The sequence below is a fragment of the Streptomyces kryoterrae genome (assembly GCF_054072135.1).
This window is the reverse complement of the sequence record NZ_CM133358.1, coordinates 2,785,120-2,809,587: the sequence shown is the minus strand read 5'-3', so window position 1 is coordinate 2,809,587 and position 24,468 is coordinate 2,785,120. Positions and strand designations below refer to the sequence as shown.

23 protein-coding genes are annotated in these 24,468 nt (G+C 70.1%); 15 read left to right on the top strand and 8 right to left on the bottom strand.

Annotation, left to right across the window (positions count from 1 at the left end; genetic code table 11):
- The first annotated feature begins 20 nt into the window (after positions 1 to 20).
- The 3 genes from dprA to ACW4TU_RS11700 all read left to right on the top strand — a co-directional run bounded on the left by dprA (position 21) and on the right by ACW4TU_RS11700 (position 3,021).
- A complete protein-coding gene (gene dprA / locus ACW4TU_RS11710) occupies positions 21 to 1,202 on the top strand; it encodes a DNA-processing protein DprA (RefSeq protein ID WP_457430044.1) in 1,182 nt (393 codons plus the stop codon).
- 322 nt (positions 1,203 to 1,524) lie between these two features.
- Complete coding sequence (gene whiG / locus ACW4TU_RS11705; protein WP_457427308.1) at positions 1,525 to 2,367, top strand: RNA polymerase sigma factor WhiG; 843 nt, start codon at positions 1,525 to 1,527, stop codon at positions 2,365 to 2,367.
- 96 nt (positions 2,368 to 2,463) lie between these two features.
- Positions 2,464 to 3,021 carry a TetR/AcrR family transcriptional regulator gene (locus ACW4TU_RS11700; protein ID WP_457430042.1) on the top strand — a complete coding sequence of 186 codons (558 nt, stop codon included), beginning with the start codon at positions 2,464 to 2,466 and terminating at the stop codon, positions 3,019 to 3,021.
- A 161-nt stretch (positions 3,022 to 3,182) separates the two neighbouring features.
- On the opposite strand, the gene ACW4TU_RS11695 is transcribed toward ACW4TU_RS11700, so the two are convergent.
- Positions 3,183 to 3,842 (bottom strand): M23 family metallopeptidase, encoded by a 660-nt coding sequence (locus tag ACW4TU_RS11695; RefSeq protein ID WP_457427306.1) that lies wholly within the window; start codon positions 3,840 to 3,842, stop codon positions 3,183 to 3,185.
- Positions 3,843 to 4,113: 271 nt separating this feature from the next.
- Between ACW4TU_RS11695 and rpsB the strand changes: the two genes are divergently transcribed.
- The 11 genes from rpsB to ACW4TU_RS11640 all read left to right on the top strand — a co-directional run bounded on the left by rpsB (position 4,114) and on the right by ACW4TU_RS11640 (position 15,831).
- Positions 4,114 to 5,067 (top strand): 30S ribosomal protein S2, encoded by a 954-nt coding sequence (rpsB, locus tag ACW4TU_RS11690; protein ID WP_457427304.1) that lies wholly within the window; start codon positions 4,114 to 4,116, stop codon positions 5,065 to 5,067.
- Positions 5,068 to 5,166: 99 nt separating this feature from the next.
- Entirely contained in the window at positions 5,167 to 6,003 is an 837-nt protein-coding gene (tsf, locus tag ACW4TU_RS11685; protein ID WP_457427302.1) for a translation elongation factor Ts, read from the top strand.
- A 203-nt stretch (positions 6,004 to 6,206) separates the two neighbouring features.
- Entirely contained in the window at positions 6,207 to 6,965 is a 759-nt protein-coding gene (gene pyrH / locus ACW4TU_RS11680; RefSeq protein ID WP_327697978.1) for a UMP kinase, read from the top strand.
- 149 nt (positions 6,966 to 7,114) lie between these two features.
- Complete coding sequence (frr, locus tag ACW4TU_RS11675; protein WP_457427300.1) at positions 7,115 to 7,672, top strand: ribosome recycling factor; 558 nt, start codon at positions 7,115 to 7,117, stop codon at positions 7,670 to 7,672.
- A complete protein-coding gene (locus ACW4TU_RS11670) occupies positions 7,672 to 8,799 on the top strand; it encodes a phosphatidate cytidylyltransferase (protein ID WP_457427298.1) in 1,128 nt (375 codons plus the stop codon). The genes frr and ACW4TU_RS11670 overlap by 1 nt, the downstream gene beginning before the upstream one ends.
- 125 nt (positions 8,800 to 8,924) lie before the next feature.
- Positions 8,925 to 9,596 carry a hypothetical protein gene (locus ACW4TU_RS11665; protein ID WP_457427296.1) on the top strand — a complete coding sequence of 224 codons (672 nt, stop codon included), beginning with the start codon at positions 8,925 to 8,927 and terminating at the stop codon, positions 9,594 to 9,596.
- 100 nt (positions 9,597 to 9,696) lie between these two features.
- A complete protein-coding gene (rlmN, locus tag ACW4TU_RS11660; RefSeq protein WP_457427294.1) occupies positions 9,697 to 10,803 on the top strand; it encodes a dual-specificity RNA methyltransferase RlmN in 1,107 nt (368 codons plus the stop codon).
- A 213-nt stretch (positions 10,804 to 11,016) separates the two neighbouring features.
- A complete protein-coding gene (locus ACW4TU_RS11655) occupies positions 11,017 to 12,099 on the top strand; it encodes a thiamine ABC transporter substrate-binding protein (RefSeq protein ID WP_457427292.1) in 1,083 nt (360 codons plus the stop codon).
- Positions 12,075 to 13,784, top strand: a complete 1,710-nt coding sequence (locus tag ACW4TU_RS11650) for an ABC transporter permease (protein ID WP_457427290.1) — start codon at positions 12,075 to 12,077, stop codon at positions 13,782 to 13,784. Before ACW4TU_RS11655 ends, ACW4TU_RS11650 begins: the two co-directional genes overlap by 25 nt.
- 2 nt (positions 13,785 to 13,786) lie before the next feature.
- Complete coding sequence (locus tag ACW4TU_RS11645) at positions 13,787 to 14,803, top strand: ABC transporter ATP-binding protein (RefSeq protein WP_457427288.1); 1,017 nt, start codon at positions 13,787 to 13,789, stop codon at positions 14,801 to 14,803.
- 191 nt (positions 14,804 to 14,994) lie between these two features.
- The gene (locus ACW4TU_RS11640) at positions 14,995 to 15,831 is read left to right on the top strand and encodes a maleylpyruvate isomerase family mycothiol-dependent enzyme (protein ID WP_457427286.1); all 837 of its coding nucleotides are present in this window, start codon (positions 14,995 to 14,997) and stop codon (positions 15,829 to 15,831) included.
- 84 nt (positions 15,832 to 15,915) lie between these two features.
- Here ACW4TU_RS11640 and ACW4TU_RS11635 read toward each other — a convergent pair whose 3' ends face one another.
- The 7 genes from ACW4TU_RS11635 to ACW4TU_RS11605 all read right to left on the bottom strand — a co-directional run bounded on the left by ACW4TU_RS11635 (position 15,916) and on the right by ACW4TU_RS11605 (position 22,808).
- Positions 15,916 to 16,596, bottom strand: a complete 681-nt coding sequence (locus tag ACW4TU_RS11635) for an LAETG motif-containing sortase-dependent surface protein (protein WP_457427284.1) — start codon at positions 16,594 to 16,596, stop codon at positions 15,916 to 15,918.
- Between the two features lie 152 nt (positions 16,597 to 16,748).
- On the bottom strand, positions 16,749 to 17,870 hold the full coding sequence (locus ACW4TU_RS11630) for an LOG family protein (protein WP_457427282.1): 1,122 nt from the start codon (positions 17,868 to 17,870) through the stop codon (positions 16,749 to 16,751).
- A 147-nt stretch (positions 17,871 to 18,017) separates the two neighbouring features.
- Entirely contained in the window at positions 18,018 to 18,431 is a 414-nt protein-coding gene (locus ACW4TU_RS11625; protein ID WP_457427280.1) for a VOC family protein, read from the bottom strand.
- 143 nt (positions 18,432 to 18,574) lie between these two features.
- The gene (locus ACW4TU_RS11620; protein ID WP_457427278.1) at positions 18,575 to 19,939 is read right to left on the bottom strand and encodes a hypothetical protein; all 1,365 of its coding nucleotides are present in this window, start codon (positions 19,937 to 19,939) and stop codon (positions 18,575 to 18,577) included.
- Positions 19,921 to 20,697 carry an ABC transporter ATP-binding protein gene (locus ACW4TU_RS11615; RefSeq protein WP_457427276.1) on the bottom strand — a complete coding sequence of 259 codons (777 nt, stop codon included), beginning with the start codon at positions 20,695 to 20,697 and terminating at the stop codon, positions 19,921 to 19,923. Before ACW4TU_RS11615 ends, ACW4TU_RS11620 begins: the two co-directional genes overlap by 19 nt.
- A gap of 204 nt (positions 20,698 to 20,901) precedes the next feature.
- A complete protein-coding gene (locus tag ACW4TU_RS11610; protein WP_457427274.1) occupies positions 20,902 to 22,308 on the bottom strand; it encodes an aspartate aminotransferase family protein in 1,407 nt (468 codons plus the stop codon).
- Positions 22,293 to 22,808, bottom strand: a complete 516-nt coding sequence (locus ACW4TU_RS11605; RefSeq protein ID WP_457427272.1) for an Lrp/AsnC family transcriptional regulator — start codon at positions 22,806 to 22,808, stop codon at positions 22,293 to 22,295. The genes ACW4TU_RS11610 and ACW4TU_RS11605 overlap by 16 nt, the downstream gene beginning before the upstream one ends.
- Positions 22,809 to 22,973: 165 nt before the next feature.
- Here ACW4TU_RS11605 and ACW4TU_RS11600 point away from each other — a divergent pair, with 165 nt between their 5' ends.
- Positions 22,974 to 24,413: a gamma-aminobutyraldehyde dehydrogenase gene (locus ACW4TU_RS11600; RefSeq protein WP_457427270.1), complete on the top strand. Its 1,440-nt coding sequence runs from the start codon at positions 22,974 to 22,976 to the stop codon at positions 24,411 to 24,413.
- Positions 24,414 to 24,468: the final 55 nt, after the last annotated feature.

Here is a 24,468-nt window from a genome sequence, read left to right as displayed (position 1 = left end):
CGGGGGACACGGCCGGGGACGTGACCGGCGGCGAGTCGAGCGGAGAGGCGGTCGGCGGGTTGGACGCGGAGGGGCTTGCCCGGGTCTTCCTCACCCGGGTTGTCGAGCCGGGTGACGAGGTCGCCGGGCGGTGGGTCCGGGAGTGCGGGGCCGTCGAGGTGGTACGGCGGCTGCGGGACGGCGGTCCGATGCCGACCGGGGTCACCGCGACCCGGTGGGCGGGCCTGTGCGCGCGGGCGGTACAGGCCGAGCCCGAGCGGGATCTCGCCGTCGCCCGGGCGGCGGGCGTGCGGTTCGTGTGGCCCGGCCGCCCGGAGTGGCCGGCCCAGCTCGACGACCTCGGGGACGCGCGGCCCACGGGACTGTGGGTGCGCGGGCGGCCCAGCCTGCGGATGTGGGCGCTGCGGTCCGTCGCCGTGGTGGGGGCCAGGGCCTGCACCGAGTACGGCGCGCACATGGCGGCCACTCTCGCCGCCGGGCTCGCTGAGCGCGGGTGGGTGGTCGTGTCGGGTGGCGCGTACGGGGTCGACGGGGCCGCGCACCGGGGCGCGCTCGGTGCGGGCGGGGCCACCGTCGCCGTACTCGCCTGCGGGGTCGACCGGCCCTATCCGCGCGGACACACCCAGTTGATCACCAGAATCGCCGAACAGGGGCTGGTGGTGGGTGAGTTGCCGCCCGGTGACCATCCGACGCAGAGCCGGTTCGTGATGCGGAACCGGGTGATCGCCGCCCTCACCCGGGGGACCGTGGTCGTCGAGGCCGCGTACCGCAGCGGTTCGCTCGTCACGGCGCGGGCGGCGCAGCGGCTGGGCCGGTTCACGATGGGGGTGCCGGGACCCGCCACCAGCGGGCTCTCCGCCGGTGTGCACGAACTCCTGCGTGGCGAGGCGATGCTGGTCACCGACGCCGCGGAAGTCGCCGAGCTGGTCGGGGACATGGGCGAACTGGCGCCGGACCGGCGGGGGCCGGTGCTCCCGCGCGACCTGCTGGAACCGGCGGCGGTACGAGTCCTGGCCGCGCTGCCGGCGCGCGGGACGGCGACGGTGGACGAGATCGCGCGGGGCGCGTCGACGGTGCAGGACGAGGCGGTCGCCAGGCTGTACGAGCTCCGATCACTTGGATACGTCGAACGACACGACGACGGCTGGAAGTTGACACGCCAGGCGATGATCTCCGTCCGGTCCGGCCGCGACCGGTGCTGACCGAGCGTGTTCGGCCGTCCGGGGGATGCCCGACGCCCTTGGTAATTCCCGCAGTTGGTCCGCTCCGATGGTCACACAGGGCAACGGGTATGACCCTGGAGGGCGTCAAGCGGAACGTATCTGCGTACACCCTGTCCCCCCGACCTCGCACACTGCGACACCTCAGTCACGCTACGCTCACGTGGATTCCGACGCAGACCGGCGGTCGGACAGGCAATTCGGCCAGACGGGTAATTCGACATCAGACCGCAACAGACCGACGGCCCACCCGGGCACTCCTCCAGACACCACCGGTTCACGGCAGAACGGCACAAGGCGACGTATGCCCCAGCACACCTCCGGGTCCGACCGGGCGGCGGCCCCACCGGCAGCCCGCGACGGCGGTAACGGGCGCCCGCCCGCTCCCTCGACGCTCGACGAGCTGTGGCGTTCGTACAAGACGACGGGCGACGAGCGGCTGCGCGAGCAGCTGATCCTGCACTACTCGCCGCTCGTGAAGTACGTCGCCGGCCGGGTGAGCGTCGGGCTGCCGCCCAACGTCGAGCAGGCGGACTTCGTCTCCTCCGGGGTGTTCGGGCTGATCGACGCGATCGAGAAGTTCGACATCGAGCGGGAGATCAAGTTCGAGACGTACGCGATCACTCGTATCCGGGGCGCGATGATCGACGAACTGCGGGCGCTGGACTGGATTCCGCGGTCGGTGCGGCAGAAGGCGCGGAACGTGGAGCGGGCGTACACGACGCTGGAGGCGCGGCTGCGGCGGACGCCGACGGAGGGTGAGGTGGCCGCCGAGATGGGCATCGCGGTCGACGATCTCCACGCGGTGTTCAGCCAGTTGTCGCTGGCGAACGTGGTGGCGCTGGAGGAGCTGCTGCACGCGGGGGGCGAGGGCGGGGACCGGCTGAGCCTCATGGACACACTGGAGGACACCGCGGCCGACAACCCGGTCGAGGTGGCCGAGGGCCGGGAGCTGCGGCGGTTCCTGGCGCGGGCGATCAACACGCTGCCCGACCGGGAGAAGACCGTGGTGACGCTGTACTACTACGAGGGCCTCACGCTCGCGGAGATCGGCAACGTGCTGGGCGTGACCGAGAGCCGGGTCAGCCAGATCCACACCAAGTCGGTCCTGCAACTGCGCGCGAAACTGGCGAGCTTCGGCCGCTGACCTGGCGGCTCCGACGACCCGGGTGAGCGGAGTCTCTCCCCTCCGGGGCGGTCCGTCCGTACAGTGGTTGACGTGCCAAGGATTCGAGCGGCCTCCGTGGCCGAGCACCGGTCGATGCAGCGAGCCGCCCTGCTGGACGCGGCGAGGTCCCTGTTGTCCGAGGGCGGAACGGAGGCGCTGACGTTCCCGGCCCTGGCCGAACGGACCGGGCTGGCGCGCTCCTCCGTCTATGAGTACTTCCGGTCGCGGGCGTCCGTCGTCGAGGAGCTGTGCGAGGTCGACTTCCCGGTCTGGGTGGCGGAGGTCGAGGCGGCGATGGCCGCGGCGCGGGAGCCCGAGGACAAGGTCGAGGCGTATGTGCGCCGGCAGCTCGCCCTGGTGGGTGACCGGCGGCACCGGGCTGTGGTCGCGATCTCGGCGAGTGAGCTGGACGCGGGGGCCCGGGAGAAGATCCGGGCGGCGCACGGCGGGCTCGTCGCGATGGTGGTCGAGGCGCTGCGGGACATCGGGCATGCGCAGCCCCGGATGGCCGCGATGCTGTTGCAGGGGATCGTCGACGCGGCCGTGCGGCGGGTCGAGTTCGGGGTCGCCGAGGATCCCGCGGTGATCACGGATGCGGCTGTGGTGATGGCGTTGCGGGGTGTACGGGGCTGAGTCGGCGCCGCGAGCCCGGGTCGGCGTCGAGGGGGTTCCGCTTGCCCGCGCCCGCGAGGTGCCGCCCTCTGTGGGCGGGCGCCGCCCCTGGCGCCACACATGCCCGCAGACTGGGTGGGTCGTGTGTGCCCGCGGTTGCGTCGGCTGGGCGGCCCGGCGCCCTACGGCCGGCGGGCCGGGTATGCCCCCGGGCTCAGTGGGCTGCGTGTGTCCGCAGGCCGGGATTGTGCGGGAAGCGGGACGCCCAGTACAGGCAGCAGACGGGATGGGCCCCTGTGCAGTAGCCACGGGGGCAGCAGCGCCAGGGGGTCCAGGTACGTGTCGCCTCTCAGCAGGCCCCAGTGGACGCATGCCGTTGTGCAGTGCCCGGCCCCGATCTCCACCGTGCCCACAACCTCGCCCGCCGTCACCTCCGTACCCCGCACGACCGTGGCCGTCACCGGTTCGTACGTTGTTCGCAGGGGTGGGGTGCCCGTGCCCGAGAGTTCCACGGAGACGACTCCCCGTCCCGCCACCCGGCCCGCGAAGTGCACCCGGCCCGCGGCCACCGAGCGAACCGGGGTGCCGGGGGCTGCCGCCAGGTCCACGCCCCGGTGGCCCCTGGCGTAGGGCGTCGGGGGCGGTTCCCAGGCGCGTAGGACCAGGGGGCGGGATCCCACCGGCCAGCTGCGGGCGATCGTGGGTGTGGGCGGGGCATCCGTGGTGGGTGACGGTTCTGCCGGCTGGGGTGCCCCGGCTCCCCGCGCCGTCGACGCCGTCAGTGTCAGCAGCAGGGCCAGCGACAGGCCCAGGCCCGCACGCACTCCTCGTTTCGCTCGCATGGACGGAGCCTGGCGTGATTCGCGGCGGTCTGGGTGGGCCTGTGGAGTACTGACCGGTTGTGGATATCGGCGTCACCCGAGGCCTCGCGGGTCCCGTACACTTCCTTTGGCGATCCGGGTGACCGGGTCGACTTCGCACGCCCCGACATCCGGCCCCTCACAGGGTGGGTGTCAACGCCTCTCGGTCCCTCGCGGCAAGGCGTATTCGGGCGTCAGGCGCGGGTGCCGTCCGGTATCCGCGGCACAACCGAGAAACACAAGGAGAACGGCCATGGCCGTCGTCACGATGCGGGAGCTGCTGGAAAGCGGCGTCCACTTCGGTCACCAGACCCGTCGTTGGAACCCGAAGATGAAGCGCTTCATCTTCACGGAGCGCAACGGCATCTACATCATCGACCTGCTCCAGTCGCTGTCGTACATCGACCGCGCCTACGAGTTCGTCAAGGAGACCGTCGCCCACGGCGGCACGGTCATGTTCGTCGGCACGAAGAAGCAGGCGCAGGAGGCGATCGCCGAGCAGGCGACCCGCGTCGGCATGCCCTACGTCAACCAGCGCTGGCTGGGCGGCATGCTCACCAACTTCTCGACCGTCTACAAGCGTCTGCAGCGCCTCAAGGAGCTCGAGCAGATCGACTTCGAGGACGTCGCCGCGTCCGGTCTCACCAAGAAGGAGCTTCTCGTGCTCTCGCGCGAGAAGGCCAAGCTGGAGAAGACCCTCGGTGGTATCCGCGAGATGTCCAAGGTGCCCAGCGCCGTCTGGATCGTGGACACCAAGAAGGAGCACATCGCGGTCGGTGAGGCCCGGAAGCTCAACATTCCGGTCGTCGCCATCCTCGACACCAACTGCGACCCCGACGAGGTCGACTACAAGATCCCGGGCAACGACGACGCGATCCGCTCCGTCACCCTGCTCACCCGCGTGATCGCCGACGCTGTCGCCGAGGGCCTCATCTCCCGTTCCGGCGTCAACACCGGTGACAAGGGCGAGAAGGCTGTCGCCGAGCCCCTCGCGGCCTGGGAGCGCGACCTCCTCGAGGGCGAGAAGAAGGCCGACGACGCTGAGGCGCCCGCCGCTGAGGCCGTTGCCGTCGAGGCCGTTGCCGCTGAGGCCCCCGCCGAGGAGGCTCCGGTCGAGGAGGCTCCCGTCGAGGCCGAGGTTGCCGCTGAGGCCCCTGTCGAGGCTCCGGTCGCCGAGGCTCCGGCCGCGGACGCCGAGCAGGCCTGACCCTCACCCTTACGGGTTGTCGACGGCGGGGGCACCTTCATCGGGCCCCCGCCGTTCGTTCCGCAGATCTTTCAGACTTCGAGAGAGACTCCCAGAATCATGGCGAACTACACCGCCGCCGACGTCAAGAAGCTCCGTGAGCTCACCGGCGCCGGCATGATGGACTGTAAGAAGGCGCTGGACGAGGCCGAGGGCGTTGTCGACAAGGCCGTAGAGGCCCTGCGCATCAAGGGCCAGAAGGGCGTCGCCAAGCGCGAGGGCCGTTCCGCCGAGAACGGCGCGGTCGTCTCGATCATCGCCGACGACAACACCTCCGGTGTCCTCGTCGAGCTGAAGTGCGAGACGGACTTCGTCGCCAAGGGCGAGAAGTTCCAGGCCGCCGCGAACGCGCTCGCCGAGCACGTCGCCAAGACCTCCCCGGCCGACCTGGAGGCGCTGCTCGCCTCCGAGATCGAGGCTGGCAAGACGGTTCAGGCGTACGTCGACGAGGCCAACGCCAACCTGGGCGAGAAGATCGTCCTGGACCGCTTCGCGCAGTTCGCGGACGGTTTCGTCCTGGCGTACATGCACCGCACGATGCCCGACCTGCCCCCGCAGATCGGTGTCCTCGTCGAGCTGGACAAGCCCAACGCCGAGGTCGCCAAGGGCATCGCCCAGCACATCGCCGCCTTCGCGCCGAAGTACCTCTCCAAGGAGGACGTGCCGGCCGAGGTCGTCGAGACCGAGCGCCGTGTCGCCGAGGAGACCACCCGCGCCGAGGGCAAGCCCGAGGCCGCCCTGCCGAAGATCGTCGAGGGTCGCCTCAACGGCTTCTTCAAGGACGCCACGCTGCTCGGCCAGCCGTACGCGCTGGACAACAAGAAGTCCGTCCAGAAGGTCCTGGACGAGGCCGGTGTCACCCTGAAGCGCTTCACGCGCATCAAGGTCGGCATCTGAGTCCGTACCGCGATCGACGCGCGGCCCGCGTGGGGATACCTATAGGGTCGATGGCAGTCGCGCGCGTACGCCGTCACGCACGCGCGCGTGGCGGACGACAGCAGATCTGACGAGGAGGCCGTTGCCGAGCATGGGATGCGATCGACACCCCATCGGCAATGGCCTCCTTCGTATGTGTGACACGTGAAGAGGCGAGATTCTCCATGACCACCAAGGCCCAGAAGAGCGACGACGGCAAAGTGCGCGGCCGGTACATGCTGAAGCTGTCCGGAGAGGCCTTCTCCGGTGGCGGGGGCCTGGGCGTCGACCCCGACGTGGTGCACAAGATTGCCCGTGAGATCGCGGCCGTCGTGCGCGACGGCTCCCAGATCGCCGTCGTCCTCGGCGGCGGCAACTTCTTCCGCGGTGCGGAACTCCAGCAGCGCGGCATGGACCGGGCCCGCTCGGACTACATGGGCATGCTCGGCACCGTCATGAACTGCCTCGCTCTCCAGGACTTCCTGGAGAAGGAGGGCATCGACAGCCGGGTCCAGACCGCCATCACCATGGGCCAGGTCGCCGAGCCGTACATCCCGCTGCGCGCCGTACGGCACCTGGAGAAGGGCCGTGTGGTCATCTTCGGCGCCGGTATGGGCATGCCGTACTTCTCCACCGACACGACCGCCGCGCAGCGCGCCCTGGAGATTGACGCCGAGGCGCTGCTGATGGGCAAGAACGGCGTGGACGGGGTCTACGACTCCGACCCGAAGACCAACCCCGAGGCCGTCAAGTTCGACTCGCTCGGCTACGGCGAGGTCATCACCCGGGACCTCAAGGTCGCCGACATGACCGCGATCACGCTGTGCCGTGACAACAAGCTCCCGATCCTCGTCTTCGAGCTTCTGACCGAGGGCAATATCGCGCGGGCCGTCAAGGGTGAGAAGATCGGCACACTCGTCGGAGAACAGGGCAGCCGGGACTGACCGGGGATCAGCCCTGCCCGGGGACGGACCCTGAGCGGGGGATGGACAATGTCCTGCCGGTCGGGAACCGTGCAGGAAGAAGACGCGACGCAGCCGGCCGCGGACCGCGAAGAGCAGCCGGGCCTACTCAAGACACGCAGGAGCAAGTGGTGATCGAAGAGACCCTCCTCGAGGCCGAGGAGAAGATGGAGAAGGCCGTCGTGGTCGCCAAGGAGGACTTCGCCGCGATCCGAACCGGTCGTGCGCACCCGGCGATGTTCAACAAGATCGTGGCCGACTACTACGGCGCGCTGACGCCGATCAACCAGCTCGCCTCGTTCTCCGTACCCGAACCGCGGATGGCCGTGGTGACCCCGTTCGACAAGAGCGCGCTGCGCAACATCGAGCAGGCGATCCGCGACTCCGACCTCGGCGTCAACCCGAGCAACGACGGAAACATCATCCGCGTGGTGTTCCCCGAGCTCACCCAGGAGCGCCGCAAGGACTACATCAAGGTGGCCCGGACCAAGGCCGAGGACTCCAAGATCTCGATCCGGGCCATCCGACGCAAGGCCAAGGACGCCATCGACAAGTTCGTCAAGGACGGCGATGTCGGCGAGGACGAGGGCCGTCGCGCGGAGAAGGAGCTCGACGACACCACCGCGAAGTACGTCGCGCAGGTGGACGAGCTTCTCAAGCACAAGGAAGCGGAGCTTCTCGAAGTCTGATGAACGACTCTTCCTGGGGGGCGCCGCCCCACGCCGGGTACTGGGGGCCGTCCGACGGAGGGCCTGTCCAGGGGGCTGCCCCGGCGGGTCCCGCGTACGACGCGCACCACGCGCAGCAGACTCGCCCCATGCCCATCGTGCCCGACGTACCCGCACATGGCGGACACCAGGATGACGACCGGGGGGCCGCTCGGCCGGGCGGCCCCCCGTTCCGCGACGAGATGCCGCAGGCACAGCCCTACGGGACGGTGCCGCAGAAGCCGGATTCCATGCCCGTGCCCGACGATGCCCAACAGCCCGCCCCCGTCCCGCAGAAGAAGACAGCGGGCCGGGACCTCGGCGCGGCCATAGGGGTCGGTGTCGGGCTCGGTGCGGTGATCATCGCGTCGTTGTTCGTCGTCAAGGCCGCCTTCGTCGGCGTGATAGCGGTCGCCGTCGTGGTCGGCCTGTGGGAACTGACGTCCCGGCTCCAGGAACGCAAGGGCATCAGGGCACCACTGGTGCCGCTCGCGCTCGGCGGAGCCGCGATGGTCGTCGCCGGATACGTCCGGGGTCCCGAGGGCGCGTGGGTCGCGATGGCGCTCACCGCGCTCGCGGTCCTGGTCTGGCGTATGACGGAACCTCCGGAGGGCTACCTCAAGGACGTCACGGCAGGCGTCTTCGCGGCCTTCTACGTCCCGTTCCTGGCCACGTTCGTCGCGATGATGCTGACCGCCGACGACGGTGCGCAGCGTGTCATGACGTTCCTGCTCCTGACCGTCGTCAGCGACACCGGCGCGTACGCGATCGGCTGGCGCTTCGGCAAGCACAAGCTCGCCCCGCGCATCAGCCCCGGCAAGACCCGCGAGGGCCTGTTCGGCGCTGTCGCGTTCGCGATGGTGGCGGGCGCGCTGCTGATGGAGTTCGCGATCGACGACGGCACCTGGTGGCAGGGGCTGGTGCTGGGCCTCGCGGTCGCGGTCAGTGCCACGCTCGGTGACCTCGGCGAGTCCATGATCAAGCGGGACCTGGGCATCAAGGACATGGGCACGCTGCTGCCGGGGCACGGCGGCATCATGGACCGGCTGGACTCGCTGCTTCCCACGGCTCCTGTGGTGTGGTTGCTGTTCGTCGCCTTCGTGGGCTGAGGACGGTCGGAATGTTCCAGTACGGTCCGGGTTTCCTTTGAAAAACCCACGTCGGCCTGAAACCACCCCTTTCGAACCTAAGATCGACTTCAGTGCGGTCGATCTGTCCGGAAGGGGTGGCGTGCATGTGGGGACGTAGTCGTGCCAGACGCCAGCGGCAGGCCGAGGGGCTGGCAGCCGTCGCCGGCCCCGTCGAGGCGGCCGACGCCGCTCATCAGGCCCTGCTGGAGCTGCGACGAGCGGTACGGGGCGAGCTGGCGCGGATCGAGGCGCTGCTCGATCAGGGCGACGGCCTGCCCTCGGACACCATCCGTGAGCAGACGAACGGCGCGGTGAGTGTCTTCGCCGACCTGGAAGGCGTTTCCCGGCACTACGACGAGATCCGTACCGGGACGGTGGCGGCGGCGGAGAACGGTGCCGAGGCGGCCGTGCCCTGGCTGGCGGCGCTCGGGGAACACACCAGGTCGATGACCGAGCTGGGGGAGACGTTCGCCGGCTTCGGCGAGTCCTTCGCCTATCTCCGCGAGCGCACCGAACGGCTGCGCGCCGACCTGCTTCCCCTGCGCCAGGGAGCCCACGCGGCCCTGCGCGCGGCCCAGGACGAGCTGGCCGCAGCCCAGGGCGCCGACGGCTGGCACGCCTGGCAGACGGACCTCATCGCCCTGGGCGACCGGCTGACCGAACTGGACGGGGGCCGTGTCACACCGACGGCCCGACGCAAGGTCAGTGACCACTACCGCGAGCTGGAGCGGGAGGTGACGCAGCTGAGGGGGGTGATGGCTGCGGCGCCCAGGTGAGTATGTACAGAACGCGCTGAGCTGGGCTTTTCCACCTGCTCCGGACGTTGTCCACAGGGCGGTGAGGGGGTGTCCGGATGTCTGCGACACTGGTATGGCCATGCCTAAGCCCGGAGAACTCACATTCGTCGCCCCGCGCGGAGCCCAGAAGCCGCCGCGGCACCTTGCCGATCTCACGCCCGCTGAGCGTAAAGAGGCCGTTGCCGCGGTCGGTGAGAAGCCGTTTCGCGCCAAGCAGCTCTCGCAGCACTACTTCGCGCGGTTCGCGCACGACCCGGCCGCGTGGACGGACATCCCGGCCGCCTCGCGCGCCAAGCTCCAGGAGGCGCTGCTTCCGGAGCTGATGACGGTCGTCCGCCATCTGTCGACCGACCAGGACACCACCCGTAAGACCTTGTGGCGGATGGTCGACGGGACGCTCGTCGAGTCGGTGCTCATGCGGTACCCGGACCGGGTGACCATGTGCATCAGCTCGCAGGCGGGGTGCGGGATGAACTGCCCGTTCTGCGCGACCGGGCAGGCCGGCCTGGACCGGAATCTGTCCACCGCCGAGATCGTGCACCAGATCGTGGACGGGATGCGCGCGCTTCGGGACGGGGAGATCCCCGGTGGCCCCGCGCGGCTCTCCAACATCGTCTTCATGGGCATGGGCGAGCCCCTCGCCAACTACAAGCGCGTCGTCGGCGCCATCCGTGCCCTGACCGACCCCGCGCCGGACGGAATGGGGCTGTCGCAGCGTGGGATCACCGTCTCGACCGTCGGGCTGGTGCCGGCCATCAACCGGTTCTCCGACGAGGGCTTCAAGTGCCGGCTCGCCATCTCCCTGCACGCGCCCGACGACGAGCTGCGCGACACCCTCGTCCCCGTCAACACGCGGTGGAGGGTCCGGGAGGTCCTGGACGCCGGGTGGGAGTACGCGGCGAAGTCGGGACGTCGGCTGTCCATCGAGTACGCGCTGATCCGGGACATCAACGACCAGGCCTGGCGCGGTGACCGCCTCGGGCGGCTGCTCAGGGGTAAGCCCGTGCACGTCAACCTGATCCCGCTGAACCCGACTCCGGGGTCCAAGTGGACCGCCTCGCGGCCCGAGGACGAGAAGGCGTTCGTCGAGGCCATCGCCGCGCACGGAGTGCCCGTCACCGTTCGGGACACCCGGGGGCAGGAGATCGACGGGGCGTGCGGACAGCTGGCGGCCACCGAGCGGTAGGCTTACGCCGTACCTACATATCTTCATATTCCGACAGGGGAGCGCCACAGCGCTGAGAGTGCGGGACAGACCGCAGACCCTCTGAACCTCGCCCAGGTCATTCTGGGTAGGAAGTTCGGTCATCACTCAAGCTGTTGCGCCCTGCCCGGAACCCTTCACGGGGTCCCGGGCAGGGCCGCGTCTCTTCCTGGTCATCCCAGGAGGAAGAATTTAGTGAGCATCACCAAGCAGGTCACGGCCCTGGCCGTCGGGCTCGGGCTTGTCACGTTGTCCGCGTGCGGGTCGGAGGACGGCGGCAGCGGGTCGGCGGCCGAATCCAAGACCGTCACCCTCGTCAGCCATGACTCGTGGGCCGTGTCGAAGAGCGTCCTCGCCGCCTTCGAGAAGCAGTCCGGGTACACCGTCAAGGTCCTCAAGGACGGCGACGCCGGGCAGGCCGTCAACAAGGCGATCCTGACCATGGACAACCCGCAGGGCGATGTCCTCTTCGGCGTCGACAACACCCTGCTCTCCCGCGCGCTCGACAACGGGCTGTTCCAGTCGTACGAGGTGAAGGACGCCGACGCGATCCTGCCCGCGTACCGGACCGACGAGAGCAAGCACCGGGTCACGCCGATCGACACCGGCGACATCTGCGTCAACTACGACAAGGCCTGGTTCAGCGAGCACAAGCTGACCCCGCCCGAGTCCTTCGACGATCTGGTCAAGCCCGCCTACAAGGATCTCCTCGTCACCGAGAACGCCTCCACCTCCTCGCCCGGCCTCGGGTTCCTGCTCGGCAGCGCCGCCAGGTACGGCGACGACGGCTGGGCCGAGTACTGGACGAAGCTCAAGGCGAACGGTGTGAAGGTCGTCGACGGCTGGGAGCAGGCGTACAACGAGGAGTTCTCCGGGTCGGCCGGCGGGAAGAAGGCCAAGGCCGACCGGCCGCTCGTCGTCTCGTACGCCTCCTCGCCGCCCGCCGAGGTGATCTTCGCCGACCCGAAGCCGGCCACCGCTCCGACCGGCGTCGCGACCGGGACCTGCTTCCGGCAGATCGAGTACGCCGGGCTGCTGAGCAACGCCGGGAACAGCGAGGGCGGCAAGGCGCTGCTCGACTTCCTCGTCGGCAGGTCCTTCCAGGAGGACATGCCGCTCAACATGTTCGTGTATCCCGTGCGGGAGGGCGCCAAGGTGCCCGCCGAGTTCACCGAGTTCGGGCCGCAGGCCAAGGACCCCGAGACCATGGACCCCGCGAGGATCGCCGAACACCGTGACCAGTGGGTCAAGTCGTGGACATCGCTCGTACTGAAGTAACCGAAGTGGTCGAAGAAGCCGAAACGGCCCATGTGGTCGCTCGTGGGCAGGGTGCCGTCCTGCGCGGGGCCCTGCTCGCGCTGCCCGTCGCCTTCTTCGCGCTCTTCTTCGCCTATCCCGTCGCCGCGATCGTCGCGCGCGGCCTGCACATCGACGGGGTCTGGCGACTGGGGCAGCTGGGGGACGTGCTGGGGGACTCCGGCATCCGGCACGTCCTCTGGTTCACCATCTGGCAGGCGCTCGCGTCCACCACGCTCACGCTGTTGATCGCGCTCCCCGGCGCGTATGTCTTCGCGCGCTTCGATTTCAGGGGCAAGCAGATTCTGCGGGCCGTGGTGACCGTGCCGTTCGTGCTGCCGACCGTCGTCGTCGGTACGGCGTTCCTGGCACTGGTCGGACGCGGCGGGCTGCTCGACGAGCTGTGGGGCGTACGGCTGGACACGACCGTGTGGGCGATCCTGCTCGCGCACGTCTTCTTCAACTACGCCGTCGTCGTACGGACCGTCGGCGGGCTCTGGGCGCAGCTCGACCCACGGCAGGAGGAGGCCGCCCGAGTGCTCGGGGCCTCGCGGTTCGTGGCCTGGCGGCAGGTCACCCTGCCCGCCCTCGCGCCCGCCGTCGCAGCCGCCGCGCTCATGGTCTTCCTCTTCACCTTCACCTCCTTCGGCGTGGTCCAGATTCTCGGCGGACCGACCTTCGCCACCCTCGAAGTGGAGATCTACCGCCAGACCTCGGAGATCTTCGACCTTGGTACGGCCGCCGTGCTGACCATCGTCCAGTTCCTGGCGGTGGGGGCGGTTCTCGCCGTGCACGCCCGCACGGTACGGCGGCGGGAGAGCGTGCTGCGGCTCGTGGCGCCGGAGAGCACCGCGCGCCGGCCGCGCGGCCGCAGCCAGTGGGCGCTGCTCGGCGGGGTGCTGGTCAGCATCGCCGTCCTGCTGGTGCTGCCGCTGGCCGTGCTCGTGCAGCGGTCGTTCGCCACGCCCGGCGGTGCCGGCCTCGGCTACTACAGGGCGCTCACCCGCGACGACTCCGGCATCTTCCTGGTGGCGCCGATCGCCGCCGTCGGGAACTCGCTCCAGTACGCCCTTGCCGCCACCGGCATCGCCGTCGTCGTCGGGTCGCTGGCCGCCGTGGCGCTGACCCGCCGCGATGCCGGGCGGGTCGTACGGGGGTTCGACGCGCTGTTGATGCTGCCGCTCGGGGTGTCGGCGGTGACCGTCGGGTTCGGGTTCCTCATCGCACTCGACGAGCCGCCGCTGGATCTGCGCGGCAGCTGGATCCTCGTACCGCTGGCCCAGGCGCTGGTCGGGGTGCCGTTCGTGGTGCGGACCATGCTGCCGGTGCTGCGGGCCGTGGACGGGCGGTTGCGGGAGGCGGCGGCCGTGCTCGGGGCCTCGCCCTGGCGGGTCTGGCGCGAAGTCGATCTGCCTATCGTGCGGCGGGCGTTGCTGGTCGCGGCCGGGTTCGCGTTCGCCGTGTCGCTGGGCGAGTTCGGGGCGACGGTGTTCATCGCCCGGCCCGACAACCCGACCCTGCCGGTCGCCGTGGCCCGCTTGCTGGGCCGCCCCGGTGACCTCAACTACGGCCAGGCCATGGCCCTTTCGACGATCTTGATGGTGGTGTGCGCGGTGGCCCTGCTCGTGCTGGAGCGGCTGCGGACCGACCGGACCGGGGAGTTCTGACCATGCTCAGTCTCGACGGAGCGACCGTACGGTTCGGGGCGCGGGCCGTGCTCGACGGCGTCGGCCTCGACGTCGCCGAGCACGAGATCGTGTGCGTGCTCGGACCCAGCGGCAGCGGAAAATCGACGCTGCTGCGGGCGGTCGCCGGGCTCCAACCCCTGGACGCGGGGCGGGTGTTGCTCGACGGCCGGGACCTCGCCGGGGTGCCCGCGCACAAGCGTGAGGTCGGCCTGATGTTCCAGGACCACCAGCTGTTCCCGCAGCGGGACGTCGGTGGCAACGTCGCCTTCGGACTGCGTATGCACCACGTGCCCAAGGGACAACAGGACGTACGGGTAAGGGAGTTGCTTGAGCTGGTCGGGCTGCCGGGCGCCGCTGGGCGTGCCGTGGCCGCGCTCTCCGGCGGGGAACAGCAGCGCGTCGCGCTCGCCCGCGCCCTCGCGCCCCGCCCCCGGCTGCTGATGCTCGACGAACCGCTCGGCCAGCTGGACCGCTCGCTGCGCGAGCGGCTCGTCGTCGAACTCCGGGAGCTCTTCGGCCGGTTGGGCACCACCGTGCTCGCCGTCACCCACGACCAGGGCGAGGCCTTCGCCCTCGCCGACCGGGTGATCGTGATGCGCGACGGCCGAATCGCCCAGTCCGGCACGCCGCTTGACGTCTGGCAGCGCCCAGCCGACGAGTTCGTGGCGCGCTTCCTCGGCTTCGACAACGTCATCGAGGCGACGGTGACCGGGCAGGTCGCGGACACCCCCTGGGGCAAGGTGCCGGTCCCCGAGGGGACCGAACAGGGGGTGCGCACGCTGCTCGTACGGCCCGCCGGTGTGCGTCTGGTGCCCGCTGCCGAGGGGCTGCGCTGCACGGTGGCCGCGCGCACCTTTCGGGGTACGCATGTCGCCGTGCGGCTCCAGCCCGAGGACGCGCCCCGGTTGGAGGCCGCGTGCGCGCTGCGGGAGGCGCCGGAGGCGGGGGGTGAGGTCGGAGTGGCCTTCGATGCGGCCGAGGTTGTCGTGCTCGGGTGAGGGGTCCGCTGTTCTCGCCCCCGCCGCCCCTGCCCGTCCCATCCCTGGGGGCTGCGCCCCCAGACCCCCCTTCGCGCTGAACGCGCTCGTCCTCAAACGCCGGACGGGCTGAAGATGCCGGACGGGCGAAGATGCCGACGGGCTGAAAATGCCCAGGCGTGGGTTGAAGGCGCGGTAATAGGGTTCCGGGCATGACGACACTCTCACATGACCGCTATTGCGATGAAATCGCCTACCAGGTCGGGCAGTTGAGGGCGGTGGTGACCTCCGGCGCCGATCTGTCCGTGACCGTGCCGACCTGCCCGGACTGGTCGCTGGAGGAGCTCGTACGGCATACCGGGGGTGCCCTGCGCTGGGTGGAACTGCTGGTGCGTACGCGGGCCCAGGCGGATGTCGAGGAGGATCAGGTACCGCTGGGCGGTGGCCCGGAGCCGACGGGCGACCCGGCCGCGCTGGATGCCTGGCTCGCCGAGACCGGTGAGCAGCTGGTCGGCACCCTGCGTGAGGCCGGGCCCGACACCAAGGTGTGGTCGTGGGCCGAGATCCACGACTCGGGGTTCTGGGCGCGCCGGATGGCCCACGAAGTCACCGTCCACCGCGCGGACGCGACGCTCGCTGCCGGGCTGCCGTACGAGGTCGCTCCGGACATCGCCGCCGACGCGATCGAGGAATGGCTGCAGATCGTCGAGTTCGCGCAGCGGGCCGACCCGGCCGACCCGGCGAACGAACTCCGCGGGCCGGGGCGCAGCATCCATCTCCATGCCACGGACACCGGGCCCGAGTTGAACGCCGAGCGAAGCGAGATGGGGGTCCCCCCGGGCGAAGCGTGGGGGAGGCTTGTCGAGCTTGCCGAGGACGGTCTCGTCTGGCGGCGCGGCCATGAGAAGGCGACGGTCGCCCTGCGCGGCCCGCTCACCGACGTCATGCTCGCGTTCTACCGCCGACTGCCGCTGGACAGCCCACGGTTGGAGATCCTCGGGGACCGTGAGCTGCTGGAGTTCTGGCTGGCGCGGGCCACCTTCGGGTGACGGTGACAGCGGAGTGGCCCGCCCCCTGATCCGGGGACGGGCCACAACGTAGAGCCGGGTACTGCGGATACGGCGAGTGGAACGTCAGCTGTTGCTGGACGCCCCACGACGGCGCAGGCCGAAGAAGACAGCGCCACCGCCGACGGCGACCAGGGCAGCCGCGATGCCGGCGATCACACCGGTGTTCGAGCTGGCGCCGGTCTCGGCGAGGTTGGAGCTGCCGCCCGCGGGCGTCGGAACGCTGCTCGCAGGGGCACCCGGGGTGCTCTCGGAGGCCGACGGAGTCGGGGTGGCGGACTCCTCGGGCTCCGAGGCCGACGGAGTCGGGGTGGCGGACTCCTCCGGCTGCGAAGCGGACGGGGTCGGCGTCGGGGTCGACTCCGGCGTGCAGGCCTCGTCCGGAGTGTTCACGCCCGACGCGATGTCCTCGTCGACCTGCTTGCCGGCCTTGACGTGAACGCGGTACGTCGTGTTCGGCGCCCAGTCCTCCGCGAAGTCGACCGTGACGCCCTCGCGGCTGCCCACGACGTCCTGGGTGCCGATGAGCTTCTCGCCCAGGAAGACGGTGACCGTGGCGGGGGTGCCCGACGGGTCCTTGTCGGTGACGCTGATGACGCCCTTTTCGCCGTCGCACTTGGCGACGGCGGAGAACTCACTGATGTTGCAGGCGAACGCGTTGCCCGCGACGCCCAGCGCGAGCGCGGCCGAGGCGGAGGCAACACCGAGAATTCGCACGGAATGTGCGGTACGGCGAGATATGGACACGATTGCCCTTCACGGGATGCGCAACTGAGGGGGGTGGGGGGAGTGAAGAGACCTCATCACCTCATCACCCCCTGGAGTCTCACAGGTTTATAAGCGCAGCATAAGAAATGTCAATCTGTATGCAGGCTCCAGCTATTGGTTTTACCTACCCGTTAACCAGCGAGGCGTTTCAAAGCCTCCGGAGCGTCCTCAATACGGTCGACCAGGGCGATTCTGTCCTCCATCGCCCGCGCCCGTGCCAGCGACTGGAGCAACGGCCAGGCGGGCAGCCGTTCGGTCCAGTGGGCACGGTCCACCAGCACCATGGGTGTCGGCTCACCGCGCGACTCGTAGTAGTTCGGGGTCGCGTTGTCGAAGATCTCCTGTACGGTCCCGGCGGCGCCCGGCAGGAAGACGATGCCCGAGTTCGAGCGGGCCAGCAGACCGTCCTCGCGGGTGGCGTTGGCGAAGTACTTGGCGATGTGCGAGGCGAAGGCGTTCGGCGGCTCGTGCCCGTAGAACCAGGTCGGGATGCCCACCGAGCCGCCCCCGTGGGGCCAGCGGGCGCGGACCTCGAAGGCGGCGCGCGCCCAGTCGGTGATCGAGGGCGTGAACGACGGTGCCCCGGCGAGGAGTTCGCACGCCTCGTCGAGCATGGTGTCGTCGAAGGGGGCCGCGTACGCGCCGAGGTTCGCCGCCTCCATGGCGCCCGGGCCGCCGCCCGTGGCCACCGTGAACCCGGCGCGGGTCAGCTCGCGCCCCAGGCGCGCGGCACCGGCGTACGCCTGCGTGCCGCGTGCCATCGCGTGACCCCCCATCACCCCCACGACCTGCGTCGCGCGCAGGAGTTCGTCGAGGGCGTCGGAGACTGCGTCATCGTGGACGGAGCGCAGCATCGAGGCGAAGATGTCGCCGTCGGCCTTCGTGCGCTGGAACCAGGCGTATCCGAGGGCGTCCGGTGTCCGCTCGTAGCCCTTGTCGAGCCCGGCGAACAACTCGTCCGGCGAGTAGAGATGGCCGCGGTACGGGTCGAAGGGCAGGTCCGGGAGGGGCGGGAAGACCAGGGCGCCGTCCGCGCGGACCTTGGCCGTCGCGTCGGGGCGCATCGGGCAGCCGAGGAAGACGGCGCCCGCGGTGTCGCTGGTCAGCAACTCCCTCGTACGGTCCGTCAGATCGACGGCCTGGACGCGGAATCCGGCGAGGGTGCCGCGCGCAGAGACGGTCGCGTCGAACTCCTGGAGCGTCTCGATCTCACGGTCGTCGTGGTGGGCCGCATGGGCGGGGCTCGTCTGCACCCGCCCATGTAAGCACGGTCGGGTCAGGGCCTGTCCGGCGAATCAGGTTGGAGGATATCTGCGGCACCGAACGAACACGGGCGCCCGCCGCGGAGCGGCTGATGTCACAGCAACCCCGCGTCTCCGACATGATTCGCCGGTCGGGCCTTAGCTCTGGACGGCCGTCGGGTCCATCCACATGACCTCCCAGGTGTGGCCGTCGAGGTCGTCGAACGCACGGCCGTACATCTGGCCGTAGTCCTGCGCGTCGCGCGGTTCGCTGCCGCCCGCCGCGAGCGCCCCGTCGACCAGTTCGTCGACCTTCGCGCGGCTCTCGGCGCTCAGACAGATGAGGACCTCGCTGGTCTTCGTGGAGTCCGCGATCTCCTTCTTCGTGAAGTCGGAGTAGCGCGGCTTGCTCAGCAGCATCGCGATGATGGTGTCGCTGATCACGACACAGGCGCAGTCGTCGGTCGTGAACTGCGGGTTGATCGTGTACCCGAGTTCGGTGAAGAACTTCTTCGAGGCGGCGACATCGCTGACGGCCAGGTTCACGAAGATCATCTGCTGGTACTCGCTCATGAGGGTCTCTCCCGGTCGGTGTGGTGTTGTTCGATGGGGTAGACCCGGGGGTCGGGCGGAACTCATCGGTGGACGCGGAATTTGTTCGTACGAGTTTCCGTACGGGTTTTCCCGCAGGTCGTGTTCGGGGTTCCGCTCGGGGTTCAGGCGGTCAGCGGCAGTGCCGCCAGCTCCGCGATCAGGAGGGTCAGCGGGGCGAACAGGGCGAGGAGGGCGGCAGCGCGGAGGCCGGCGGCGGTGCGCAGTGTCGTGGCCGGTGCGCCCAGGCGGACCAGGGCCGCGGTGGTGTCCGCGCGGGCGTGCCGGGCCTCGGCGGCGGCTGTGAGAAGCGTGGCGACGGCGCAGCCCGCCACGACCAGGGCGCCCAGGGTGGTCAGGGGGCCGAGGGACGGGGCGTCGGCGGCGTCGTAGTACAGCACGATCATGGCGTACGCGCCCGACGCCACCGCGCAGACGACGCCCAGGGGGCGGCCGATGCGGGTCGCCTCCTCCATGAGGACGCGGCCGGCGAGAAGGCGGAGGGCGCCGGGGCGGACGGCCTGGAGCAGACGTCCGCAGAGGTGGGTGAGGCCGGGGCCGGCCAGGGCGAGGCCCAGGGCGGTGAGGGTCCAGCCGACGAGTACGGCGGCGGGGCTGCCGGTGGCTCCGCCGGGCATCGCGAGGCGGGTGTGGGGGGCGCGGGCGGCGTAGGCCTCCACGGCGAGGCCGGCCGCCAGTACGGCGATGCCCCAGGGGAGGTCCCGGGGAGGCAGGCGGGGGGAGGGGAGGGGGTGCGGGTCGGTGGTGGTGAGGTCGGGGTCCTGGGCGGGGGTGTCAGGGGTGCCCGGGGTTGGTGCTGACGGGTCGGTCGCGTTGTCCGGCGCTCGCGGGGTGCCGCCTCGCTGTGGGACGGGCCCTGCCCCGGCTGCACGACTGCCCCGAGGCCGCGTGCCGGCGCCCGCGGCGTGGCGCCCGAAGCGGCCGTACAGGCGCGCGTTGTCGCCCGGCGTCGGACGGGCGTCCCGGGGGCGCAGGACCAGGGCGACCGCGATCGACGCCGCCACCGGTACCAGGGTCAGCAGGGTCAGGGCGGCCGGGAGGGGGAGGGGGTGGTCCGCGGCCAGGAAGTCCGCCGCGTCGCCGTCGAACGGCATGCCCGTCAGGTCGCCCCGCAGGTGGAGGAAGAACAGCAGGGCCAGCATCGAACCCAGGGTGCAGGACAGGGCTGTTGTCGTGGCCGAGACGGCCATCAGACGGCCCGGGCCCAGGCCGATCGCCGACAGGCCGGGGCGCGGTCTCGTGCCGGGGTCCGTGCGGGCCACCGTCACCGCGAAATAGACCGTGGCCGCCAGAGGGGCCACGCACCAGGCCAGACGCAGGGCCGAGCCGCCCGGGGTGTCCTGGTGGGCGAGGGCGTGGCCGAGGGTGCCCAGGAGGAGGAACCCCGTGGCCGCCGACGCCGTCGCGACCAGCAGCCGGCGGAACTGGACGCCCGGGTGGGCGCCGCGGGCTAGACGGAGAGCGAGCACGCGGCCCGGCCTTCCGCGTCGGTGCCGGTCCCGGTGCCGGTCTCCGTGCCGGGCTCGGCGACCGGGGGCAGGTGGACGGTGTTCACACGCCGCCCGTCGAGCAGCGAGACCGTGCGGTCCGCCAGCGCCGCCGTGTCCGCGTCGTGCGTCGCGAGGACCACCGTGATGCCGTGCGAGCGGGCCGCCGTCGTCAACGTCCGCAGTACCTGGGCCCGGTCCGCCCGGTAGAGGGGCGCCGTCGGCTCGTCCGCGAAGAGGACCGTGGGGGCCGGGGCCAGTGCCCGCGCGATCGATACGCGCTGGCGTTCGGACTGACGCAGCTCGTGCGGGCGTTTGCGGGCCCGGTCGCCGATGTCCAGGCGCTCCAGCCACTCCAGGGCCGCCGTCTTGGCACGCCGGCGGCTCGTGCCGCGCAGCATGAGGGGCAGGGCCGCGTTCTCCCAGACGTTCAGTTCCGGTACGAGGACCGGGGCCGGGTCGATCCAGCCGAACCGGTCGCGGCGCAGCCGTTCACGGGCGAGGGGGCCCATCGTGTGCACCGGCACGCTGTTGAACCAGACCTCGCCCCGCAGCGGTCGTACCAGGCCGGAGAGACAGCGCAGCAGGGTCGTCTTTCCGCTGCCGCGCGGGCCGCTGACGGCGAGGATCTCGCCCTCCCGGACACCGAGCGAGACGCCGCTCAGCGCGGGCGAGCCGTCGTTGTGCTGGAAGTGCAGGGCGCGTGCCCAGAGCACGTCGTTGTCCGGCGGGGCCACCATCGCGTACACCTCGTTCTGGTCCGTTGTGCCTTGCAGTCCCCCGTGCGGGGGAACGAAAGCAGGGCCGATCGGTTACCAGGCACGCTAAGGATCCTGGGCGTGCACCCCGGACAGCACGCGGCCCGGGGTGCGCCCTTCTCACTTGTATGGGTGCAACCCCGGGCCGTGACGAGCGGCTGGGACGAGCGGCTGAACCGCCGGAGGCTACAGCTTCGTCCACGCCTCCGTCAGGGTCGCGCGCAGGATCTGCTCGATCTCGTCGAACGTCTCCTGGGTCGAGATCAGCGGCGGGGCGAGCTGGACGACCGGGTCGCCGCGGTCGTCGGCGCGGCAGTACAGGCCGTTCTCGAAGAGGGCCTTGGAGAGGAAGCCGTAGAGGATACGTTCCGTCTCGTCCGCGTCGAAGGACTCCTTGGTCGTCTTGTCCTTGACCAGCTCGATGCCGTAGAAGAAGCCGTTGCCGCGGACGTCACCGACGATCGGCAGGTCGTGCAGTTTCTCCAGGGTCGAACGGAACGCGCCCTCGTTGTCCAGCACATGCTGGTTGAGGCCCTCGCGCTCGAACAGGTCGAGGTTGGCGAGGCCGACCGCCGCCGACACCGGGTGGCCGCCGAAGGTGTAGCCGTGCAGGAAGGTGTTGTCGCCCTGGTAGAACGGCTCGGCGAGGCGGTCCGAGATGATGCACGCGCCGATCGGGGAGTAGCCCGAGGTCATGCCCTTGGCGCAGGTGATCATGTCCGGTACGTAGTCGAACTTGTCGCAGGCGAACATCGTGCCGAGGCGGCCGAAGGCGCAGATGACCTCGTCCGAGACGAGCAGGACGTCGTGGCGGTCGCAGATCTCGCGGACCCGCTGGAAGTAGCCCGGCGGGGGCGGGAAGCAGCCGCCCGCGTTCTGGACCGGCTCCAGGAAGACTGCGGCGACCGTGTCCGCGCCCTCGAAGAGGATCTCCTGCTCGATCTGGTCGGCGGCCCAGCGGCCGTACGCCTCCGGGTCGTCGCCGTGGATCGGGGCGCGGTAGATGTTGGTGTTCGGGACCTTGTGGGCGCCCGGGACCAGCGGCTCGAAGGGGGCCTTCAAGGCCGGCAGGCCGGTGATGGACAGGGCGCCCTGCGGAGTGCCGTGGTAGGCGACCGCGCGTGAGATGACCTTGTACTTGGTGGGCTTGCCGACCAGCTTGAAGTACTGCTTGGCGAGCTTCCAGGCGGTCTCGACTGCCTCGCCGCCACCGGTCGTGAAGAAGACCTTGTTGAGGTCACCGGGCGCGTAGTTCGCCAGCCGTTCCGCCAGCTCCACCGCCTTCGGGTGGGCGTACGACCACACCGGGAAGAACGCCAGCTCCTGCGCCTGCTTGAACGCGGCCTCGGCGAGCTCGACGCGGCCGTGGCCGGCCTGGACCACGAACAGCCCCGCGAGACCGTCGAGGTAGCGCTTGCCCTTGTCGTCGAAGATGTAGGTGCCCTCACCCCGGACGATCGTCGGGACGGGGGCGTTCTCGTACGACGACATGCGGGTGAAGTGCATCCACAGGTGGTCGTACGCGGTGCGGCTGAGGTCCTTGGGGCTGGAGCTGGGGTTGTCGGTGGTCGTCACGGTTATCGGGTTCCCCACATGTAGGTCTGCTTCTTGAGCTTGAGGTAGACGAAGCTTTCGGTGGAGCGCACGCCGGGCAGGGCCCGTATGCGTTTGTTGATGACGTCCAGCAGGTGGTCGTCGTCCTCGCAGACGATCTCGGCGAGGATGTCGAACGAGCCCGCGGTCATCACCACGTACTCGACTTCCGGCATGGCGCTCAGCCCGTCGGCCACGGGCTCCAGGTCGCCGTCGACGTTGACGCCGACCATCGCCTGTCTGCGGAAGCCCACGGTGAGCGGGTCCGTGACGGCGACGATCTGCATCACGCCCTGGTCGAGCAGCTTCTGGACGCGCTGGCGCACGGCCGCCTCGGAGAGGCCCACCGCCTTGCCGATCGCCGCGTAGGGCCGGCGGCCGTCCTCCTGGAGCTGTTCGATGATGGCGAGGGAGACGGCGTCCAGCTGGGGGGTGCCGTTCCTGGACTCGCGGGAGTCCCTGTGCTCTGCGCTTCGACTGGCCACGCGCTCACTGTGCACGAGGAGTCGACGGTTTCGCAAGGCTCGATCGATGAAATTCGTTGTTCATGGACGCTTGTCTTGCGGATTTCGCAGCTTGAGGGGGATCGGGGGTGTTGAAAACGTCGGGGTGCGGAATAGGGTGGGTGTCTCAGTCAATGGACACCCGAATCTGGAGGGCCGGCAGTGAGCACCGAGCTGCGTCGTCTGCGCAACTACATCGATGGTGAGTTCCGGGACGCCGCCGACGGGCGGACCACCGAGGTGGTCAACCCCGTGACGGGCGAGGCGTACGCGACCGCGCCGCTGTCCGGGCAGCCGGACGTCGACGCCGCCATGGCCGCCGCGGCCGCCGCCTTCCCCGCCTGGCGCGACAAGACCCCGGCCGAGCGGCAGAAGCACCTCCTGAAGATCGCGGACGCGTTCGAGGAGCGCGCCGAGGAACTCATCGCGGCCGAGGTGGAGAACACCGGCAAGCCGATCGGGCTCACCCGGTCCGAGGAGATCCCGCCGATGGTGGACCAGATCCGCTTCTTCGCGGGCATGGCCCGGATGCTGGAGGGGCGCAGTGCCGGCGAGTACATGGACGGCATGACGTCGATCGTCCGGCGCGAGCCGATCGGTGTCTGCGCGCAGGTCGCGCCCTGGAACTACCCGATGATGATGGCCGTCTGGAAGTTCGCCCCGGCGATCGCGGCCGGCAACACCGTGGTGCTCAAGCCGTCCGACACGACGCCCGCGTCCACGGTTCTCATGGCGGAGATCATCGGTTCGATCCTGCCCAAGGGCGTCTTCAACGTCATCACCGGGGACCGTGACACCGGCCGGCTGATGGTCGAGCACCCGACTCCGGCGATGGCGTCGATCACCGGTTCGGTGCGGGCCGGTATGCAGGTCGCCGAGTCGGCGTCGAAGGACCTCAAGCGGGTCCACCTGGAGCTGGGCGGCAAGGCGCCGGTGGTCGTCTTCGAGGACACCGACATCGCCAAGGCCGTCGAGGACATCTCGGTCGCGGGCTTCTTCAACGCGGGCCAGGACTGTACGGCGGCCACGCGCGTCCTCGTCCAGGAGTCCATCCACGACGAGTTCGTCGCCGCGCTCGCCAAGGCCGCCGCCGAGACGAAGACCGGGCAGCCGGACGACGAGGACGTGCTGTACGGGCCGCTCAACAACCCGAACCAGCTGAAGCAGGTCTCCGGCTTCATCGAGCGGCTGCCCGCCCACGCCAAGGTCGAGGCGGGCGGTCACCGGGTCGGCGAGAAGGGCTACTTCTACGCCGCGACCGTCGTGTCGGGCCTGAAGCAGGACGACGAGATCATCCAGAACGAGGTCTTCGGCCCGGTCATCACCGTCCAGGCCTTCTCGGACGAGGCGCAGGCCGTGGAGTGGGCCAACGGCGTGGACTACGCCCTCGCGTCGTCCGTGTGGACGAAGGACCACTCGCGCGCGATGCGGATGTCGAAGGTCCTGGACTTCGGCTGTGTGTGGATCAACACCCACATCCCGCTGGTCGCGGAGATGCCCCACGGCGGCTTCAAGAAGTCCGGCTACGGCAAGGACCTCTCGGGGTACGGGTTCGACGACTACACGCGGATCAAGCATGTGATGACGTCGCTCGGCGGCTAGGGATCGGCTGTGGCGCGCGCGGCCCCGGGCGGGAGTCCTTCGGGAGTTCTCCGTG